The sequence below is a fragment of the Kibdelosporangium banguiense genome, assembly GCF_017876405.1.
Taxonomy (GTDB): domain Bacteria; phylum Actinomycetota; class Actinomycetes; order Mycobacteriales; family Pseudonocardiaceae; genus Kibdelosporangium; species Kibdelosporangium banguiense.
In genome coordinates this window covers 5272026-5289690 of record NZ_JAGINW010000001.1, presented here as the reverse complement: position 1 = coordinate 5289690, position 17665 = coordinate 5272026, and the positions used below count along the sequence as shown (strand labels likewise).

Below are 17665 nucleotides of genomic sequence, written 5' to 3'. Positions count from 1 at the left end.
GGTGATGTGCTCCTTAGAAAGGAGGTGATCCAGCCGCACCTTCCGGTACGGCTACCTTGTTACGACTTCGTCCCAATCGCCAGTCCCACCTTCGACCACTCCCTCCCACAAGGGGTTAGGCCGTGGGCTTCGGGTGTTACCGACTTTCGTGACGTGACGGGCGGTGTGTACAAGGCCCGGGAACGTATTCACCGCAGCGTTGCTGATCTGCGATTACTAGCGACTCCGACTTCATGGGGTCGAGTTGCAGACCCCAATCCGAACTGAGACCAGCTTTAAGGGATTCGCTCCACCTCACGGTCTCGCAGCCCTCTGTACTAGCCATTGTAGCATGTGTGAAGCCCTGGACATAAGGGGCATGATGACTTGACGTCATCCCCACCTTCCTCCGAGTTGACCCCGGCAGTCTCCCATGAGTCCCCGGCATTACCCGCTGGCAACATGGAACGAGGGTTGCGCTCGTTGCGGGACTTAACCCAACATCTCACGACACGAGCTGACGACAGCCATGCACCACCTGCACACCAACCACAAGGGAAGCCCTATCTCTAGGGATGTCTGGCGCATGTCAAGCCCAGGTAAGGTTCTTCGCGTTGCATCGAATTAATCCACATGCTCCGCCGCTTGTGCGGGCCCCCGTCAATTCCTTTGAGTTTTAGCCTTGCGGCCGTACTCCCCAGGCGGGGCGCTTAATGCGTTAGCTACGGCACGGAACCCGTGGAAAGAGCCCCACACCTAGCGCCCAACGTTTACGGCGTGGACTACCAGGGTATCTAATCCTGTTCGCTCCCCACGCTTTCGCTCCTCAGCGTCAGTATCGGCCCAGAGACCCGCCTTCGCCACCGGTGTTCCTCCTGATATCTGCGCATTTCACCGCTACACCAGGAATTCCAGTCTCCCCTACCGAACTCAAGTCTGCCCGTATCGACCGCAAGCTCCACGTTAAGCGTGAAGTTTTCACGGCCGACGCAACAAACCGCCTACGAGCTCTTTACGCCCAATAATTCCGGACAACGCTCGCACCCTACGTATTACCGCGGCTGCTGGCACGTAGTTAGCCGGTGCTTCTTCTCCAGGTACCGTCACTCTCGCTTCGTCCCTGGCGAAAGAGGTTTACAACCCGAAGGCCGTCATCCCTCACGCGGCGTCGCTGCGTCAGGCTTTCGCCCATTGCGCAATATTCCCCACTGCTGCCTCCCGTAGGAGTCTGGGCCGTGTCTCAGTCCCAGTGTGGCCGGTCGCCCTCTCAGGCCGGCTACCCGTCGTCGCCTTGGTAGGCCATTACCCCACCAACAAGCTGATAGGCCGCGGGTTCATCCTGCACCGCCGGAACTTTCCACCCACAGTCATGCGACCGCAAGTCGTATCCGGTATTAGACCTCGTTTCCAAGGCTTATCCCAGAGTGCAGGGCAGATTACCCACGTGTTACTCACCCGTTCGCCGCTCGTGTACCCCGAAGGGCCTTACCGCTCGACTTGCATGTGTTAAGCACGCCGCCAGCGTTCGTCCTGAGCCAGGATCAAACTCTCCAACAATGCTTTGTCAGAAAATCCGATGTCCTGACAAACCAGAACTCATCTGGTCTATCTGTCCATCTCAAAGGAACCCACTTGATCGGGGTTCATATAAAAGCTCTACTGGCTTTCAATAGATCGACACACTGTTGAGTTCTCAAACAACACACGCACACCCGTCAGAAGCGGCTTTGAGCCGACCCATCGAGGGGCTGTACTGCTAAGTCTTGTTTTTTGTCTTCGAGCTCCGTTCCGGTTTTCCCGGCCCGTTCCGCTCTGACTTGGATAAAGTTACACGGCCGCCAACCAGAGGTCAAATCGCGCCCGTCAAGCCCCGCTGCGAGGTAAAGCCGCAGGTCAGCGGCCCTACAACGGGGCTACCCACACGCTATCGGACTCCAGCCGCGTTGCAACTGTGTTGCCCGTCACACCAACTTCTTTTCCAAGACTCGTTTGGCGGCCAAAAACCGGCCTCTACCTGTGCAAACAAGCAAACAGGCCGCCGGTCCGATGGACCGACGGCCTGTGCTACGGAAGTACCCGTTCAGGGTGAGACGCGTACTCCAGCGGTATTGCGCTTGCCTTTACGGACCACAAGCCACTTGCCATGCAGCAGGTCATCCGACGAGGGACGCCAGTCCTCGGCATTGACGCGCTCGTTGTTCACGTACGCGCCTCCCTCGTTGACCGTCCGCCGCGCAGCCCCGTTACCTGCGGCAAGCCCGGAAGCCACAAGCAGCTCGACGATCGTCGGCTGGTCAGCCAGCCGCACCTCACCTGTCGGAACCTCACCCATCGCGGCGTCGAGCGTCCCCGCGTCCAGCTCACGCAGCTCACCCCGGCCGAACAAGGCCTGCGACGCCGCGATCACCTGCTGAGTCTCCTTCTCCCCGTGCACGAGATCGGTGAACTCACCGGCCAGCCGCTTCTGTGCGGCCCTGAGCTGGGGTTTCTCAGCCGTTTGCTGCTTGAGGTCCTCGATCTCCTCGCGCGGCACGAACGTCAGCATCTGCAGGTAGGTCAACGCCTCAGCGTCGCCCACGTTCACGAAGTGCTGGTACCAGGCGTACGGCGAGGTCATCGACGGATCGAGCCACACGTTCCCGCCACCTGTGGACTTGCCGAACTTGCGCCCTTCGGAGTCCGTGACCAGCGGCGCGGTCAACGCGTGCACGCTCTTCTGCTCGACGCGGCGGACCAGGTCGACCCCGCCGACGATGTTGCCCCACTGGTCCTGGCCGCCGATCTGCAGCCGGCACCCGTGCTTGCGGTAGAGCTGCAGGTAGTCGTTGGACTGCAGGAGCAGGTAGCTGAACTCGGTGTACGACATGCCGTCACCCTCGAGCCGGCGTTTGACCGTCTCCCGGGAGAGCATCACGTTGATCGAGAAGTGCTTGCCGACATCTCGTAGGAACTCCGTGACCGGCATGCTCCCGGTCCACGTCAGGTTGTTCTCGACCAGCGCGCCGGTCGGCGAGTCGTCGAACTGCACGAACCGCTCCAGCTGGCCGCGGATCCGCTCGGTCCACTCGGCCACGACGTCAAGCGGGTTCATCGAGCGTTCACCGGTGTCCCGCGGGTCGCCGATCATCCCGGTCGCGCCGCCTGCCAGCACGATCGGCCGGTGCCCGGCTTTCTGGAACCGGCTCAGGCCCAGCAGCGGGACGAGGTTGCCGGCGTGCAGGCTGGGCGCGGTCGGGTCGAAGCCGCAATAGAGGGTGAGTGGGCCGTCGCTGAGGTCACGGCGCAGGGCGTCGATGTCGGTGGACTGCGCGATCAGGCCGCGCCAGGACAGCTCGTCAAGGATGTGCTCACTCACGGCCATCATCATCCCCCACGCCGTCCAGGCGTTTGTCAGACGGCGTTGATGGCCTTCGGATCGAGGATCTTCTCCTGCCCGCCGTGCTTGGCGAGCTTGATCATGGCCAGGCCGATCCGCTCGGTGTCCGTGGCCCAGCTGAACCGCCTGACCAGCGGGAAGATCGTCAGGGCGACCTGGTAGAGCGGGGTGCGCGACCTGGCGCCGTGTTTCGGCTCGATGTAGCCCGGCCGGAACATGTAGGCGTTCGGGAACAGGGCGAGCAGATCGTTCTCGGTCTTGCCCTTGACCCGTGCCCACATCGTGCGGCCGTGCTCGGTGCTGTCGGTGCCGAGGCCGGACACGTAGATGAACGTCGCGGCCGGATTGGCCTCGGCGAACGGCCTGGCAGCCGCCATCGTGATGTCGTACGTGATGCTCCGGTAGCGCTCCTCGCTCATCCCGCTGGAGCTCACACCCAGGCAGAAGAAGCACGCGTCGTAGCCGCTGAAGTCGATTGTGGACTGATCGGCCAGGTCCGGCAGCACGATCTCCTTGAGCTTCTCGTGCGCACGGCCCAGCGGGCTGCGGCCGACCACGAGCACCTCGGTGATCTCCGGGTCGAGCACGCACTCCCGCAGGACTCCGTGGCCGACCATGCCACTCGCGCCGTAGACGATCACCTTCACGCGGTGAGCGTAACCGGCAACGCCAGCAGTCCACGACTCCGAATGGAGTCTCTCCAGACAAGTGCGTCCGGGGATACCGCGAGGGATACTTCCGGGAATGTGCCGAACAGCCGATCGAGCGCGATCTCCAGCTCGAGGCGGGCCAGCGGCGCACCGACGCAGTAGTGGATGCCGGCACCGAAGCTCAGGTGCTTGGCCGCGGATTCGTTGGCGGACTGGATGTCCAGCAGAACCGTCTGTCCCTTTGGGATCGTCTGGCCGCCGATATCGATGTCGTCGATGGGGAATCTGCGGATGGCGTGCAGGTTCGGGTTGGCTACCCGGAGCAGTTCCTCGATGTCCGTCGGGCCGTGTGTCAGCGTGTGCAGGATGCTGTTGCCGATCAGGTGCACGGAGTTCTCGTACCCGGCCCACAGGATCAGGAACGCCAAGGAGAGCAGTTCGTCCTCGCTGAGCCGGTCGTCACCGTCGCGCGCGGCGATCATGGCCGAGATCAGGTCGTCGCCGGGATCGGCGCGTTTGGCGGCGATCAGATCCAGCATGAAGCGGTACATGTTGGCGACCGCGTCCCGGGAGCCTTGCGTGATCAGCGCGTCCGTCCATGCCCGGAAGTCGCCGATCCGGTCCGCGGGCGCGCCGAGCAGGTCGCTGATGGTGATCACGGGAAGTGGCGTCGCATAGGCCGCCATCAGGTCGACCGTGCCGCTCACGTCGCCGAGCAGCTTGTCCGCGATCGCTCCGACCTTGTCGCGCATCCGAGCGACTCGGTGCGCGGTGAAAGCACCGCCGACCAGGCGACGTAAGCGCGTGTGGTCGGGCGGGTCGAGGTTGAGCAGGTTGCGGTCCAAGGCGGGTGGCAGCTTGAAACCGGTGTAACGGCTGGTGGCGTTGTCCTTGCTCAGCGACAGCCGGGGGTCGGCCAGGCCGGCGCGGACATCCTCGTACTCGGTGACCAGCCAGGCTTCGGACCCGTCCGGCAATGTGATCTTCAAGAGAGCTGCCTCGCCCTTTTCCCGCCGCGGCGATACGCGCTCACCGCCGGCGAATCCACCCAGAACCGCCACGGCACATCCATCGCAACGGCCACCCCGACCCGTGGGCCGCTCCGAATCTCGTCAACCGGATCCCCCTGATAGATCCGGACCGACGCATCCGGCGCGGTGAGGTCGACCCCATTCTGCGCGCGGTCGATACCCAGCACCCCAGTCAGCCGTGCCGGGCCTTTCGCCAGCTCGGAGTCACTACGCGCGGAGGGACGACGGACACGCGCGAGATCCAAACCCTCAATCACCTCGCCCGCGCGTAACAGGACAGCGCCGGGCACACCGTCGGTGAGCGACACGATGTTCGCGCAGAAATGCATGCCGTAGACGAAGTAGACGTACAGGTGACCGGCCGGGCCGAACATCACGTCGTTGCGAGGCGTCCGCCCCCGGTAGCAATGCGACGCCGGGTCATCCCCGCCGCGGTACGCCTCCACCTCGACCAGCCGTACCCGCACAATCCCTTGCGGGCTACGGGATTCCAGCTCACACCCCAGCAGGAGTTTCGCGGCGTCGACAGGATCGATGGCCAGGTCGTCGCGCGTCAGCTGCCTCACCGCAGCACCACTTCACCATCGGATGTCCGGATCTCAGCCATCAGTCCAGGAGGCCCGTATCCCATGGCGAAATCACGAAGGCCGAGCGCCTTCAATCCTTCGTAAGCAGCATCCTTGTCATAGTCGGTGACCAGCAAAGACTCCAGCACCGCGCCTTGGGCGGCACTCGCCGAGGGATGCAGGGTGCTGCCCCAGTCGATCAGGAACGGCAATATCCCCGCGACCGGCGGCGTGAGCCGCCACTCCAGCAGCACACCATCCGGCCGCACACGAGACATCGACATCACCGGCCCAGGGTCATAACCCCGGGCCTTCGCCCTTTCCACGGCTTCATCGATGTCCTCGACCCGCACCGCCCACGCCACCAGCTTCGGTTCAGTCAGGTCGTCGATGCCGAACGGCCGAGGCCCGTCAGGCTCAGGCTGCTCCGGATCAGGACCGATCACTTCGAGGTACGCGTCACCGCCCAGACTCGCCAGGAGATTTCGAGTGCCCAACCCGACATGCGGACCACCTGGACTCAGGGCGATACCCAAGTCGTCCGCGAGAGCCAGGTCAGGCACCGCGTAGACCAAGTGATCGATCAATGCGTTCCTTCCACCCACGTCCTGTGCTCGGTGAGCCGGGCGACCAACCGATCACGCTGCTCAGCGACTCTATCGGGCGCGGTTCCGCCGTAGGCGTCGCGTGAGGCGATGGAGCCGGTGACGGTGAGGACGTCGCGGACCCGGGGGGTGAGGTGCGGGTCGATGGCGGTGAATTCGTCGTCGGTGAGTTCGTCGAGGCCGACGCCGCGGGATTCGGCGGTGCGGACGCAGGCGCCGGCGGCTTCGTGGGCGATGCGGAAGGGGACGCCTTCGCGGACGAGCCATTCGGCGATGTCGGTGGCGAGGGTGAAGCCCTGGGGCGCGAGCTCTGCCATCCGGTCGGTGTCGAAGGTCAGGGTGGCGATCATGCCGGCGATCGCGGGCAGCAGGAGTTCGAGCTGCTCGACCGAGTCGAACAGCGGCTCCTTGTCTTCCTGCAGGTCACGGTTGTAGGCCAGGGGCTGGGCTTTCAGGGTGGCCAGCAGGCCGGTCAGGTTGCCGATCAGCCGCCCGGACTTTCCCCTGGTCAGTTCGGCGACGTCGGGGTTCTTCTTCTGCGGCATGATCGAGCTGCCGGTGGCCCAGGCGTCGTCGAGGACCGCGTAGGAGAACTCCGCGGTCGTCCAGATGATCGTTTCCTCGGCGACGCGGGAGAGGTTCACGCCCAGCATCGCCAGCACGAAGGCGATCTCGGCGGCGAAGTCGCGGGAGGCTGTGCCGTCGATGGAGTTCTCCACCGGGCCGTCGAAGCCCAGGTCAGCGGCGACGGCTGCAGGATCCAAGCCCAGTGAGGAGCCTGCGAGTGCGCCTGAGCCGTAAGGCGACAGTGCGGCACGGGCATCCCAGTCACGGATGCGTTCGATGTCCCGGGTCAACGACTGGGCGTGCGCGAGCAAATGGTGCGCGAGCAGCACTGGCTGCGCGTGCTGGAGGTGCGTACGGCCTGGCATCACGGCCGTCGAATGCGTGGTTGCCTGCGCTACGAGGGCGTCGATCACGTCGAGGGTTCCGTCGGCGACGCGGCGTGCGGCGTCTCGGAGCCACATCCGGAACAGGGTCGCGACCTGGTCGTTCCGTGACCGGCCGGCGCGCAGTTTGCCGCCGAGCCCGGCGCCTGCCCGTTCGATGAGGCCGCGCTCCAAGGCTGTGTGCACGTCCTCGTCGGCGATGGTCGGGGTGAACGCGCCGGAGACCACGTCGGCCTCAAGGGCATCCAATGCCTTGAGCATGCCTTCGAGTTCGTCGTCGGTCAGCAGTCCCGCGCGGTTGAGCACGCGGGCGTGCGCACGTGACCCGGCGATGTCGTGCTTGGCCAGACGCCAGTCGAAGTGCGTGGACGCGGACAGGGCCGCCATCGCGTCGGCTGGGCCAGAGGCGAACCGGCCGCCCCACAACGAACTCATGTGAAAATGCTCCTCGGTAGCAAAACTCAGTCATCTTCGGGGCCGTCCTTCTTCAGGCCGGCCATCGTTCGGAAACGGTCGGCCAGCTCAGCCCCGGTGATGGACTCTCGCGCGATCACCAGCACCGTATCGTCACCGGCGATGGTGCCGATGACCTCATGCAGGGCTGCCCGGTCGATCGCGCTGGCCAAGAACTGGGCCGCGCCGGGCGGTGTGCGCAGGACTGTCAGGTTGGCCGAGTGGTCGGCGGAGACGAGCAGTTCGCCCAGCAGCCTGGTCAGGCGTGTGGTGCCGCCTTGCACTCCGCGGACCGGCGACCCGTCCTCGGGGATGACGTACACAGGCGCACCGGCGTCGGCTCCCCGCAGTTTCACCGCGCCGAGCTCGTCGAGGTCACGCGACAGGGTCGCCTGTGTGACGTCGACTCCTTCCGCGGCAAGGATCTTCGCGAGCTCGGTCTGGCTGCGGATGGCCATGGTGGACACGAGCTCGACGATCCGCGCCTGCCGGGCAACGCGCGTACCAGCGCTGGTCACGAGTTCTCCAGCAGCCAGACCAGCAGTGCCTTCTGGGCGTGCAGCCGGTTCTCGGCCTCATCCCAGACCGCGCTGGCCGGGCCGTCGAGCACCTCGTCGGTGATCTCCCAGCCGCGGTGCGCGGGCAGGCAGTGCAGCACGATCGCGTCCGGCGCGGCCCGGTCGAGCAGAGCGGCGTTGACCTGCAGTTTGCGGAACGGGGTGACGCGGTCACGGCCGTCGTTCTCCTGGCCCATGGAGGTCCAGGTGTCCGTGGCGATCACGTCTGTGCCATCCACCGCTTCATACGGGTCGGTCAGGACAGTAACGCTGCCGCCTGTGTCCACCGCGCGCTTCTTGGCGTCCACCATGAACTCCCCTGCGGGCTGAAAGCCTTCGGGTGTCACCAGGCGGATGTGCAGGCCCGCGTTCACGCCGCCCAGCATCAGCGAATGGGCCATGTTGTTGGCGCCGTCACCGAGGTAGGTGAGGGTCAGCCCGGCGAGCTTTCCCTTGCGCTCCCGGATGGTCTGCAGGTCGGCGAGGACCTGGCACGGGTGGAACTCGTCGGTCAGCGCGTTGATCACGGGGACCTTGGACACCGAGGCCATCGCCTCGATGCGTTTCTGCGCGAACGTCCGCCACACCACGGCGTGCACGTAACGCGACAGGACCCGGGAAGTGTCCTCGATGGTCTCCTCGCGGCCGAGCTGCATCATCCGGCCGTCGACGATGATCGGCTGGCCGCCCAGCTGGGCGATGCCGACCTCCAGCGAGAGCCGGGTGCGGGTCGAGTTCTTCTCGAACAGCACGGCGACGCTCTTCGGGCCGGCCAGCGGCTTGGGCCCCATCGGGTCGAGTTTGAGCCGGTCGGCCAGATCGAGCACGGTCACCAGCTCGTCCGGCGACAGGTCGTCGTCACGCAGGAAGTGGCGCGGTGTCATTGGCCCTCCAGGGCTGCGGGCAGGTCTGCGACGAACTGGGCGGCGTCGGCGTGGTCGAGGATGAGCGGCGGGGCCAGCCGGATGACGTCCGGCTGGATCGGGTTGATCAGGTATCCGGCTTTCTGGGCGGAGGCGGCCACGGCGCTGGAGACCTTCTCACGCAACATGATGCCGATCAGCAGCCCGGCACCACGCACCCCGGCCACCAGTGGGTGGCCGAGCTGTTCGACACCGGCCGCGATCTCCTTGCCGACCACGGATGTGTGGTCCAGCAAGCCTTCCGCGGCGATCGTGTTCAGTAAGGCCAGCGCTGCCGCACAGCACACCGGGTTGCCGCCGAACGTGGTGCCGTGATGGCCTGGCTCGAAGAGGTTCGCGGCGTCGCCGACCGCGATGCACGCGCCCAGCGGCAGTCCCCCGCCCAGGCCCTTGGCCAGCGTGAAGATGTCCGGTGTGATGCCGGCCTGCTGGAACGCGAACCACGTGCCGGTCCGGCCGACGCCGGTCTGCACCTCGTCGAGAATCAGCAGCGCGCCGTGCTTGGCAGTGATCTCGCGCGCTGCCTGGAGATATCCCTCCGGGGGCACGACAACACCCTGCTCACCCTGGATCGGCTCCACTATGAAAGCGGCCGTCTCACCGTCGATCGCGGCCTCGAGCGCCGCCACATCACCGAACGGAATGTGCGTGACACCAGGAACCAACGGCTCGAACGGCGTGCGCTTGCCGGGCTGGCCGGTCAAGGTCAACGCGCCCATTGTGCGGCCGTGGAAACCGCCTTCGGTGGCCACGATCTTGCTGCGGCCGGTCCGCCGGGAGAGCTTGAGCGCGGTCTCGTTGGCCTCGGCGCCGGAGTTGCTGAACAGCACCTTGCCTTCGACACCGGCCAGGTCGAGCAGCTTCTCGGCCAGATCCAGGCCCGGAGTGTTGATGTACAGGTTGGACGTGTGCGCCAGCTTGCCGATCTGCTCGGTGACCGCGGCGACGATCGCCGGGTGGCCGTGGCCGAGTGCGTTGACCGCGATGCCAGTGATCAGGTCCAGATATCGATTGCCGTCGGTGTCCCAGACGTACGCGCCTTCGCCTCGCTCCAATGCCAACTGCGGGGTGCCGTAGTTGTTCATCATCGCGGCTTGCCACCGCTGCTGCAGCGTCATCACGCTTCCCCTTCGTCGGATGGCAGGACCATGGTCCCGACACCTTCGCTGGTGAACACTTCGAGCAGGACCGAGTGCGCCAGGCGCCCGTCGATCACGTGTGCCTGCGGAACGTTGCCGCGCACCGCACGCAGACAGGCTTCCATCTTCGGCACCATTCCGCTGGCCAGATCCGGCAGGATCTTCTCCAGTTCGCCCGCGCCGATCCGGTGCACGAGCGAGGACTTGTCCGGCCAGTTCTTGTAAAGACCTTCGACGTCGGTCAGCACGACAAGTTTTTGGGCCTTCAGCGCCACGGCCAGGGCAGCCGCAGCGGTGTCCGCGTTCACGTTGTGCACCTGACCATCAATGTCCGGGGCCACTGTGGACACGACCGGGATACGTCCCGCGTCCACAATGTCCTGAACGGCGGCCGGGTTCACTGTGACGACGTCACCGACCAGGCCGAGGTCGACCTCTTCGCCGTCGATTTCCAGGCTCCGGCGCTCGGCGGTGAACAGGTGCGCGTCCTCACCGGAAATACCGACCGCGTACGGGCCGTGCGCGTTGATCAGGCCGACGAGTTCACGGCCGACCTGGCCGACGAGTACCATCCGGACCACGTCCATGGCTTCCGGTGTGGTCACCCGCAGGCCGCCACGGAACTCGCTCTCGATGCCCAGCTTGCCGAGCATCGCTCCGATCTGCGGTCCGCCGCCGTGCACGACCACTGGTTTGATCCCCGCCAGCCGCAGGAAAACCATGTCCTGCGCGAAGGCGCGCTTGAGCTGGTCGTCGATCATGGCGTTGCCGCCGTACTTGATCACGACGGTCGCGCCGTGGAACTCCTGGAGCCACGGCAACGCCTCGATCAGCACAGCCGCCTTGAGATCAGCGTTGTTGTTCATGAGGAGTACGCGCTGTTCTCTTCGACGTAGGCGTGCGACAGGTCGGTGGTCAGGATTGTCGCCGCGCCGTCGCCCAGGCCGAAGTCGACCACGATGGTGACCTCCCGGCCGGACAGGTCGGCACCGGCCCGGTCCTCACCGCGGGTTCCCTTGTCCATCACGCGGATCCCGTTGATCACAATGGACAGCAGGTCCGGGTCGATGTCCACCGGCGCGCGGCCCAGCGCCATCGCGATCCGGCCCCAGTTCGGGTCCGAGCCGAACAGCGCGGTCTTGACCAGGTTGTCCTCGGCGATGATCCGGCCGACGACCATGGCGTCCTGGTCGCTGCGCGTGCCCTGAACGGTCACGAAGATCTCCTTGGTCACGCCTTCCGCGTCACCCTGCAACTGCCGGACCAGATCCCAGCAGACCTCGGTCAGCAACGCGACGAACTCGTCCGCGCCCGGCTTGATGCCCGACGCGCCGGAAGCCATCGCCAGCACAGTGTCGTTTGTGGACGTTCCGCCGTCGACATCCAGGCAGTCGAACGTCTTCGCGGTCGCCTTGCGCAGCGCGGCGTCCAGCGTGCCTTTGTCGACGTCGGCGTCAGTCGTGATCACGGCCAGCATGGTCGCGAGATTCGGGGCGAGCATTCCCGCGCCCTTGACGAACCCGCCAATCGACCAGCCCTGCTCGTGTGCCTTCCAGCTCTGCTTCGGGCGTGAATCCGTTGTCATCACTGCCGTCGCGGCGTTCAGCCCGGCCTGGGTGTCGCTCTTCAGAGCGGCCTTGGCCGCGTCCACACCGGACAGAACAGCGTCCATCGGCAACCGTTCGCCGATCAGGCCGGTCGAGCAGACCGCGACCTCGATGGCGCCGCATTCCAGGACGTCGGCGACCTTCTCGGCGGTGGCGTGCGTGTCCTGAAAGCCTTCCGGGCCGGTGCAGGCGTTGGCGCCGCCGGAGTTCAGCACGACCGCGCGCAGTCTGCCCTCCTTGAGCACCTGCTGCGACCAGAGCACCGGCGCGGCTTTGACCTTGTTGGTCGTGAACACCGCGGCGGCCGAGTCGTTCGGGCCTTCGTTCACCACCAGCGCCAGGTCGAGATTGCCGGAATCCTTGATCCCGGCGGCGATCCCGGCGGCGGTGAAGCCGGCAGGCGCGGTGACTCCCTTGTCACGGTCCAAACTCACGGGGCTACTCCCACAGTCGACAGGCCGGTGGTCTCGGGCAGGCCAAGAGCGATGTTCATGCACTGCACAGCGGCACCCGCGGTGCCTTTCGTCAAGTTGTCGATCGCGCCGACGACGGTGAGACGGTTGAGTTCCGTGTCGACGGCGAGCTGAAGCTGGACCGCGTTGGACCCCAGCACGGCGCCGGTCGTCGGCCAGCTGCCGGTGGGCAGCACGTGGACAAAGGGTTCGTCGGCGTAAGACTTCTCGTAGGCGGCCCGGACGTCCTCGATCGTGCGGCCTGGCTTGAGGTTCGCGCTGCAGGTGGCCAGAATTCCGCGCGGCAGCGGGGCGAGCACGGGCGTGAACGACACCGAGACGTGCTCGCCGGCGGCTTTGCTCAGGTTCTGGGTGATCTCCGGGGTGTGCCGATGCGTGCCGGCGACGCCGTACGCACTGAGCGAGCCCATGACCTCCGAGCCGAGCAGGTGTGGCTTGAGCGACTTGCCCGCGCCGGACGTGCCGGACACCGCGACGATGACGACCTCGGGCTCGACCAGTCCATCCGCGACAGCCGGGGCAAGCGCCAGGCTGGACACAGTCGGATAGCAGCCCGGGACCGCCACCCGCTTCGCCGCTTTGAGCGCGTCCCGGCCGGCCAGCTCAGGCAGGCCATACGGCCACGAACCCGCATGCTCGCCGCCGTACCAGCGCTGCCAGGCGGCCGCGTCTTCCAGGCGGTGGTCCGCCCCACAGTCGATGACCACCGTGTCCGGGCCGAGCTCCGCCGCGATCCGCGCCGACTTCCCGTGCGGCAGGGCGAGGAAAACAACGTCATGGCCAGCGAGCTCTTCCGTTGTCGTGTCAGCCAGGACACGACCGGCGAGGGGCAGCAGGTGCGGCTGGTACTGACCGAGGGTCATACCCGCACTCGCACCCGCGGTAAGCGCCCCGACCTCCACCTCAGGATGACCGAGCAGCAGCCGAAGCACCTCACCCCCGGCGTACCCGCTCGCTCCCGCCACCGCTACCCGAACCGTCATATGGATGATTATGCACAACCATGCAAGTTCACTCAAACGGTTTTGGGTCTGGATCACACATTCGAGCGCGATGAGTTTTGCTCAGCGCGCTGGTCTGCCTGGTCGGCGAAAGGGTGCGGACATGCAGAGCATTGTGGACAAACACGTCGGCGACGGCACGGTTCCCGGCGCGCTCGGGCTGGTGGCGCGGGGCACGGATGTGCGGATCGCGGTCGCGGGCGACGGGATCGCGCCGGATTCGATCTTCCGGATCGCGTCGATCACCAAGCCGATCACGGCGGCTGCGGTCATGCTGCTGATCCAGGACGGCCGGATCGCGTTGACCGACCCGATCCGAAAATGGCTGCCTGAGCTGGCGGAACCCATGGTTGTGCGAACTGCGGACAGCCCGGTTGACGACGTGGTCCCGGCCGAACGGCCCATCATAGTGTTCGACCTGCTCACGTTCCGGGCCGGGTACGGCTTCCCGGACCGGTTCGACCTGCCCGCGGTCCAGTTGATGGCCACTGAGCTTGGGGGCGACGGCCGCGAGGTGCAGCGCCCGCCGAAGCCCGACGAGTGGATGGCGAAACTCGCGCGGGTCCCACTCGTCTGCCAGCCGGGCGAGCAATGGCTCTACAACACTTCGTCCGACCTGCAGGGCGTGCTGATCGCACGGGTCTCCGGCCAGTCGTTGCCCGACTTCCTGGCCGACCGTGTCTTCGCGCCGCTCGGCATGCTGGACACGGGTTTTTCGGTACCCACAGCCAAACTGGACCGGGTCCCCAACTACTACCGCCACACGCAAGACGGCTTCGAACTGGCCGACCGGCCCGACGGCCAGTGGGCCACGCCTCCCGCGTTCCCGTCAGGCGCGGGCGGGCTCGTTTCCACCGCCTCCGACTGGCTCGCGTTCGCCCGGATGCTGCTTGCTGACGGCGGGGACCTGTTGTCGGCCGAGTCAGTACGGATGATGACCACTGATCATCTGACAGCGGCTCAACGCGCCGGTTCCACGCTGTTCCTGGAAGGCCAGGGCTGGGGATTCGGCGGCTCGGTCGACGTCGCCGCAGTGGATCCATGGAATGTGCCGGGGCGTTACGGCTGGGTCGGCGGCACCGGCACGGCAGGACACATCATCCCGTCCACTGGCACCGCCACGATCCTGTTCACCCAAGTCGCCATGGCCGGACCGACGTCCCCACCGCTGATGCGTGACTTCTGGCGCTACGCCGCCGGGTGAGTACGCAGTTCCGGGTACTGCTTGACGACCATCGAGTCGTGCATGCGCACGCCCTTGCTGTTCAGCTTGGCCACGGCCCGCATTACACCTGCCGGTAGCAACGAAGCGAGCCCGGAACCCCGCGCCAGCGCCCACACCGCCAACCGCGAGCCTGGGATCAAGGTCTTGGCCGCCCCCGCGGCGAACGACCTGCTTTGCGTGACCAGACCCATCATTTCCCGTTCGTACGCGGCAAACGCCCGCGTGTAGTCGCCGTCAGCCGCTGCAAGTTCGCCGGCCAGCACGTAAGCACCGAGGACGGCCAGGCTCGTGCTGCCGCCGACTGCCGGACCGGGGCAGTACCCCGCGTCTCCGACGAGGGTGACGCGCCCGCGTGACCATGTGTTCATGCTCAACTGGGTAATCGAGTCGAAGTAGAACGCGGGTGTGGTGTCCAGTTCGGTCAGCCACCGGTCCACAGCCGGATGCATCCCGGCCATCGCCGCGCGCAGCAGTTCCTTCTGCCGCGCCACATCCCGGTGGTGATAGTCCAGTTCAGGGCCGCGGAACAGGAAGATCACGCGACCGTCGGGCATGTGTTTCGCGCTGTACACCCCGGCGACCCGGCCCGCGCCCATGTGGAACATGTACTCGCCGTCGTTGCCCAGATCCTTCGGCACAGTCATGACTGCCAGGTGTGCGCCGATGAAGGTTTTCGGCACCTCGCCGAAGACCAGCTTGCGAACGTTGGAATGCAGGCCATCCGCGCCGACGATCACGTCGAAGTGCCGTGCAGGCCCGTTTTCGAAGGTGACGTCGCCGTCGGAGATGCCGGTGATGGAGTCGCCGAAGATGTACTCGACGTTGTCGCGTGTGGCGTCGTAGTAGATCTCGCTCAGGTCGTCGCGCAGGATCTCCACGTGCCGGTCGGACACGGCCGCGAACACTTTGCCCAGGTCCACCCGGATCGGTCGCGGTGAGCCCTCCCGGAAGAGAGTGCCGCGGTCCATGTGCGTGGCGGCCCGCTCCACCTCTGGCAGCACGCCCATCCACTCCGAGATGTCCATCGCCGGCCGGAACAGATCCACAGCATGTCCGCCGGTCTTACGCAGGACCGGCGCGCGCTCGACGACCGTGACGTCGAAGCCGTACCTGTTCAGCCAGTACGCCAGCACCGGCCCGGCGATGCTGGCGCCCGAGATGAGAACTCGCATGATCACTCCCCTTACTTACCGGTAAGTCAGCGTACCGCAGAATCTGACCTACCGGTAAGTAAGATATTCTGATCGTCATGGCCGGAACCAAGCAGCGCATCCTCGAGGTCGCCCGTGAGCTGTTCGCCGAGCAGGGCGTGCAGAAGACCAGCATGCGAGAGATCGCCGACCGGCTGGGGATCACCAAACCCGCCCTGTACTACCACTTCTCCTCACGGGAGGACCTGCTGCGCAGCATCGTGCAGCCGTTGATGGACGGCGGCGAGGACATGCTGGCCGGCCACGAGACGAAGTCCCGCGTCGATCCCCTTGAGTTGCTGACGGTGTACTTCGATTTCCACTACCGCCACCGCCACGACCTCGTGTTCGTGATGAACGAGCTGACGACGTTGATCGACCTGGGCCTGGTCGACCTGGTGCTGTCGTGGCGGGCCAGGCTGATCACGCTGCTGACCGGGCCGGAGCCGACCCTGGAGCAGTCGGCACGAGTCGTGGTCGCGCTCGGCGGCCTGCAGGACTGCGTTGTCCAGTTCCGCGACGTTCCCGAAGACGAGCTGCGGATCGCTGCCGTGACCGCGGCCTGCGCCGCACTGGGTATCGAAAAAGTTCGGCCGGAGGAAAACCGAACCGGCTCGCCCGTCGTCTAGCTGGGCATGACGGACGACGAAGCGGCTCTGGTCCGCAAGGTCGCGAAAGGCGACCGGGCGGCGTTCGCGGAGCTGTATCGCCGCACGTCACCCTGGCTGGCGGTACGGCTGCGCCGCCGCTGCAGCGACGACCAGATCGTCGCCGAGGTCATGCAGGAGACGTACCTCGCGGTGTGGCGTGCGGCCGGCGGGTTCGCCGGAGCGTCGGTGGACGGCAGCGCGGTCGGTTGGTTGTGGACGATCGCCGCGCACCGGCTCGTCGACGTGTTTCGACAACAAGCACGGCAGGCACGACAGGCCGAAATCAAGCCTGACGTGCCGCCGGACGCGCCCGCGGCCGAGGAAGTCGTGCTGGCGGGCACAGTCGGGCACGAACTGGGTGCCGCGCTGGACCAGCTGGCGCCGGAACTACGCGATGTGCTGCAGGCGATGGTGCTCGACGGGCTGACCGTCCGCGAGACATCCGTCCTGCTCGGTGTGCCGGAAGGGACCGTCAAAACCCGGGCTCGCCGGGCACGGACCTTGCTGCGGGAGGCACTGTCATGAGCCACGTATCACTGGACCTGGTCCGCAGGTATGTCAACGGGGACAAGGACATCCCGGCGGACCAGGTGTGGGCCCTGGAGGCGCACATGGAAACGTGTGCGTCCTGCCGGCAACTGCTCGCCACCCGGACGGATTCGCTGGCACCACTGCTGCAGACAGTGTGGTCCGGCATCGAAACCGTTGAGCCACCGGCGAAACACCGGCGCATCCCGACGTGGGCGGCGCCTGCGGGAGGCCCGTGGCTGGGGATGACGTTGCTGGTCGCGGTCGTGGCAATGCTCCTGGATCTGCTCGGTATGACCGAAGTCCCGCTTGTCATGTTGCTCGCGCCGGTCGCTCCCGTGCTGGGGGTGGCCATGGCCTGGAACAGAGCGATGGATCCGGCTTACGAACTCGTCTCGGCGACGCCCAGAGCGGGGCTGCACCTGGCTTTGCGGCGTACGGCCGCGGTGCTGGTGGTCGTGATCCCGGCGCTTGTCCTCGCAGGCCTGCCAAGTGGCACGTCACCGGCGCTGTGGCTGTTGCCCTGCTTGGCATTCACCCTCGGTACGCTTGCACTGGGCAGCGTCATCGCACTCAGCCACGCGGCGGCGATCCTGGCCGGGCTCTGGGCCGGGCTGGTCGTCGGACCGTCATTGATCAACAGCAACCTGCCGCAACTCCTGCAGCCGGCCAGTTTGCCCATCTGGGCGTCGATTGTTGTCCTGTGCGTCGTGGTCATGGCCCTCCGGGCGGACTCGTACGCACGACTGCGTTAAGGGGAAA

17 protein-coding genes and 1 rRNA gene are annotated in these 17665 nt (G+C 65.9%); 4 read left to right on the top strand and 14 right to left on the bottom strand.

All coding sequences use genetic code 11. From position 1 onward, the window contains the following. Nucleotides 1-17 precede the first annotated feature (17 nt). From JOF56_RS25105 to argC, 13 genes are all read right to left on the bottom strand, one after another. Nucleotides 18-1536, bottom strand: a 16S ribosomal RNA gene (locus JOF56_RS25105). A gap of 523 nt (nt 1537-2059) precedes the next feature. Next, complete coding sequence (gene tyrS, locus JOF56_RS25100) at nt 2060-3334, bottom strand: tyrosine--tRNA ligase (protein WP_209641973.1); 1275 nt, start codon at nt 3332-3334, stop codon at nt 2060-2062. 35 nt (nt 3335-3369) lie between these two features. Continuing rightward, on the bottom strand, nt 3370-4002 hold the full coding sequence (locus JOF56_RS25095; RefSeq protein WP_307855246.1) for a Rossmann-fold NAD(P)-binding domain-containing protein: 633 nt from the start codon (nt 4000-4002) through the stop codon (nt 3370-3372). Beyond that, nucleotides 3999-5066 (bottom strand): cytochrome P450 family protein, encoded by a 1068-nt coding sequence (locus JOF56_RS25090; RefSeq protein WP_209641972.1) that lies wholly within the window; start codon nt 5064-5066, stop codon nt 3999-4001. The genes JOF56_RS25095 and JOF56_RS25090 overlap by 4 nt, the downstream gene beginning before the upstream one ends. Next, nucleotides 4991-5602: a DNA-3-methyladenine glycosylase gene (locus JOF56_RS25085; protein WP_209641971.1), complete on the bottom strand. Its 612-nt coding sequence runs from the start codon at nt 5600-5602 to the stop codon at nt 4991-4993. Before JOF56_RS25085 ends, JOF56_RS25090 begins: the two co-directional genes overlap by 76 nt. Beyond that, nucleotides 5599-6189, bottom strand: coding sequence for a VOC family protein (locus tag JOF56_RS25080; protein ID WP_209641970.1), 591 nt, complete (start codon nt 6187-6189; stop codon nt 5599-5601). The genes JOF56_RS25085 and JOF56_RS25080 overlap by 4 nt, the downstream gene beginning before the upstream one ends. After that, complete coding sequence (gene argH, locus JOF56_RS25075; protein ID WP_209641969.1) at nt 6186-7592, bottom strand: argininosuccinate lyase; 1407 nt, start codon at nt 7590-7592, stop codon at nt 6186-6188. The genes JOF56_RS25080 and argH overlap by 4 nt, the downstream gene beginning before the upstream one ends. 26 nt (nt 7593-7618) lie before the next feature. Continuing rightward, on the bottom strand, nt 7619-8128 hold the full coding sequence (locus tag JOF56_RS25070) for an arginine repressor (RefSeq protein ID WP_209641968.1): 510 nt from the start codon (nt 8126-8128) through the stop codon (nt 7619-7621). Continuing rightward, on the bottom strand, nt 8125-9051 hold the full coding sequence (gene argF / locus JOF56_RS25065; protein ID WP_209641967.1) for an ornithine carbamoyltransferase: 927 nt from the start codon (nt 9049-9051) through the stop codon (nt 8125-8127). The genes JOF56_RS25070 and argF overlap by 4 nt, the downstream gene beginning before the upstream one ends. Beyond that, nucleotides 9048-10208, bottom strand: coding sequence for an acetylornithine transaminase (locus tag JOF56_RS25060; protein ID WP_209641966.1), 1161 nt, complete (start codon nt 10206-10208; stop codon nt 9048-9050). Before JOF56_RS25060 ends, argF begins: the two co-directional genes overlap by 4 nt. Then, on the bottom strand, nt 10208-11095 hold the full coding sequence (argB, locus tag JOF56_RS25055) for an acetylglutamate kinase (RefSeq protein WP_209641965.1): 888 nt from the start codon (nt 11093-11095) through the stop codon (nt 10208-10210). Before argB ends, JOF56_RS25060 begins: the two co-directional genes overlap by 1 nt. Then, the gene (gene argJ / locus JOF56_RS25050) at nt 11092-12264 is read right to left on the bottom strand and encodes a bifunctional glutamate N-acetyltransferase/amino-acid acetyltransferase ArgJ (protein ID WP_209648466.1); all 1173 of its coding nucleotides are present in this window, start codon (nt 12262-12264) and stop codon (nt 11092-11094) included. The genes argB and argJ overlap by 4 nt, the downstream gene beginning before the upstream one ends. A gap of 2 nt (nt 12265-12266) precedes the next feature. Next, complete coding sequence (gene argC, locus JOF56_RS25045; protein WP_209641964.1) at nt 12267-13292, bottom strand: N-acetyl-gamma-glutamyl-phosphate reductase; 1026 nt, start codon at nt 13290-13292, stop codon at nt 12267-12269. A gap of 121 nt (nt 13293-13413) precedes the next feature. Between argC and JOF56_RS25040 the strand changes: the two genes are divergently transcribed. Further along, entirely contained in the window at nt 13414-14514 is a 1101-nt protein-coding gene (locus JOF56_RS25040) for a serine hydrolase domain-containing protein (RefSeq protein ID WP_209641963.1), read from the top strand. Here the strand turns inward: JOF56_RS25040 and JOF56_RS25035 are convergent. After that, nucleotides 14499-15707 carry an FAD-dependent monooxygenase gene (locus JOF56_RS25035; RefSeq protein WP_209641962.1) on the bottom strand — a complete coding sequence of 403 codons (1209 nt, stop codon included), beginning with the start codon at nt 15705-15707 and terminating at the stop codon, nt 14499-14501. The two genes, JOF56_RS25040 and JOF56_RS25035, sit on opposite strands and share 16 nt — an antisense overlap. A gap of 77 nt (nt 15708-15784) precedes the next feature. On the opposite strand from JOF56_RS25035, the gene JOF56_RS25030 reads away from it, so the two are divergent. The 3 genes from JOF56_RS25030 to JOF56_RS25020 are packed head-to-tail and all read left to right on the top strand — an operon-like array spanning nt 15785 to nt 17658. After that, a complete protein-coding gene (locus JOF56_RS25030; RefSeq protein ID WP_209641961.1) occupies nt 15785-16354 on the top strand; it encodes a TetR/AcrR family transcriptional regulator in 570 nt (189 codons plus the stop codon). Nucleotides 16355-16360: 6 nt separating this feature from the next. Further along, entirely contained in the window at nt 16361-16900 is a 540-nt protein-coding gene (locus JOF56_RS25025) for an RNA polymerase sigma factor (protein WP_209641960.1), read from the top strand. Beyond that, nucleotides 16897-17658 carry a zf-HC2 domain-containing protein gene (locus JOF56_RS25020; protein WP_209641959.1) on the top strand — a complete coding sequence of 254 codons (762 nt, stop codon included), beginning with the start codon at nt 16897-16899 and terminating at the stop codon, nt 17656-17658. Before JOF56_RS25025 ends, JOF56_RS25020 begins: the two co-directional genes overlap by 4 nt. Nucleotides 17659-17665: the final 7 nt, after the last annotated feature.

What these genes read in the sequence shown, in the direction of transcription:
- argH (WP_209641969.1), bottom strand. Translation starts at nt 7,592, where the DNA reads ATGAGTTCGTTGTGGGGCGGCCGGTTCGCCTCTGGCCCAGCCGACGCG.
- argF (WP_209641967.1), bottom strand. Translation starts at nt 9,051, where the DNA reads ATGACACCGCGCCACTTCCTGCGTGACGACGACCTGTCGCCGGACGAG.
- JOF56_RS25060 (WP_209641966.1), bottom strand. Translation starts at nt 10,208, where the DNA reads ATGACGCTGCAGCAGCGGTGGCAAGCCGCGATGATGAACAACTACGGC.
- argB (WP_209641965.1), bottom strand. Translation starts at nt 11,095, where the DNA reads ATGAACAACAACGCTGATCTCAAGGCGGCTGTGCTGATCGAGGCGTTG.
- argC (WP_209641964.1), bottom strand. Translation starts at nt 13,292, where the DNA reads ATGACGGTTCGGGTAGCGGTGGCGGGAGCGAGCGGGTACGCCGGGGGT.
- JOF56_RS25040 (WP_209641963.1), top strand. Translation starts at nt 13,414, where the DNA reads ATGCAGAGCATTGTGGACAAACACGTCGGCGACGGCACGGTTCCCGGC.
- JOF56_RS25035 (WP_209641962.1), bottom strand. Translation starts at nt 15,707, where the DNA reads ATGCGAGTTCTCATCTCGGGCGCCAGCATCGCCGGGCCGGTGCTGGCG.
- JOF56_RS25030 (WP_209641961.1), top strand. Translation starts at nt 15,785, where the DNA reads ATGGCCGGAACCAAGCAGCGCATCCTCGAGGTCGCCCGTGAGCTGTTC.
- JOF56_RS25025 (WP_209641960.1), top strand. Translation starts at nt 16,361, where the DNA reads ATGACGGACGACGAAGCGGCTCTGGTCCGCAAGGTCGCGAAAGGCGAC.
- JOF56_RS25020 (WP_209641959.1), top strand. Translation starts at nt 16,897, where the DNA reads ATGAGCCACGTATCACTGGACCTGGTCCGCAGGTATGTCAACGGGGAC.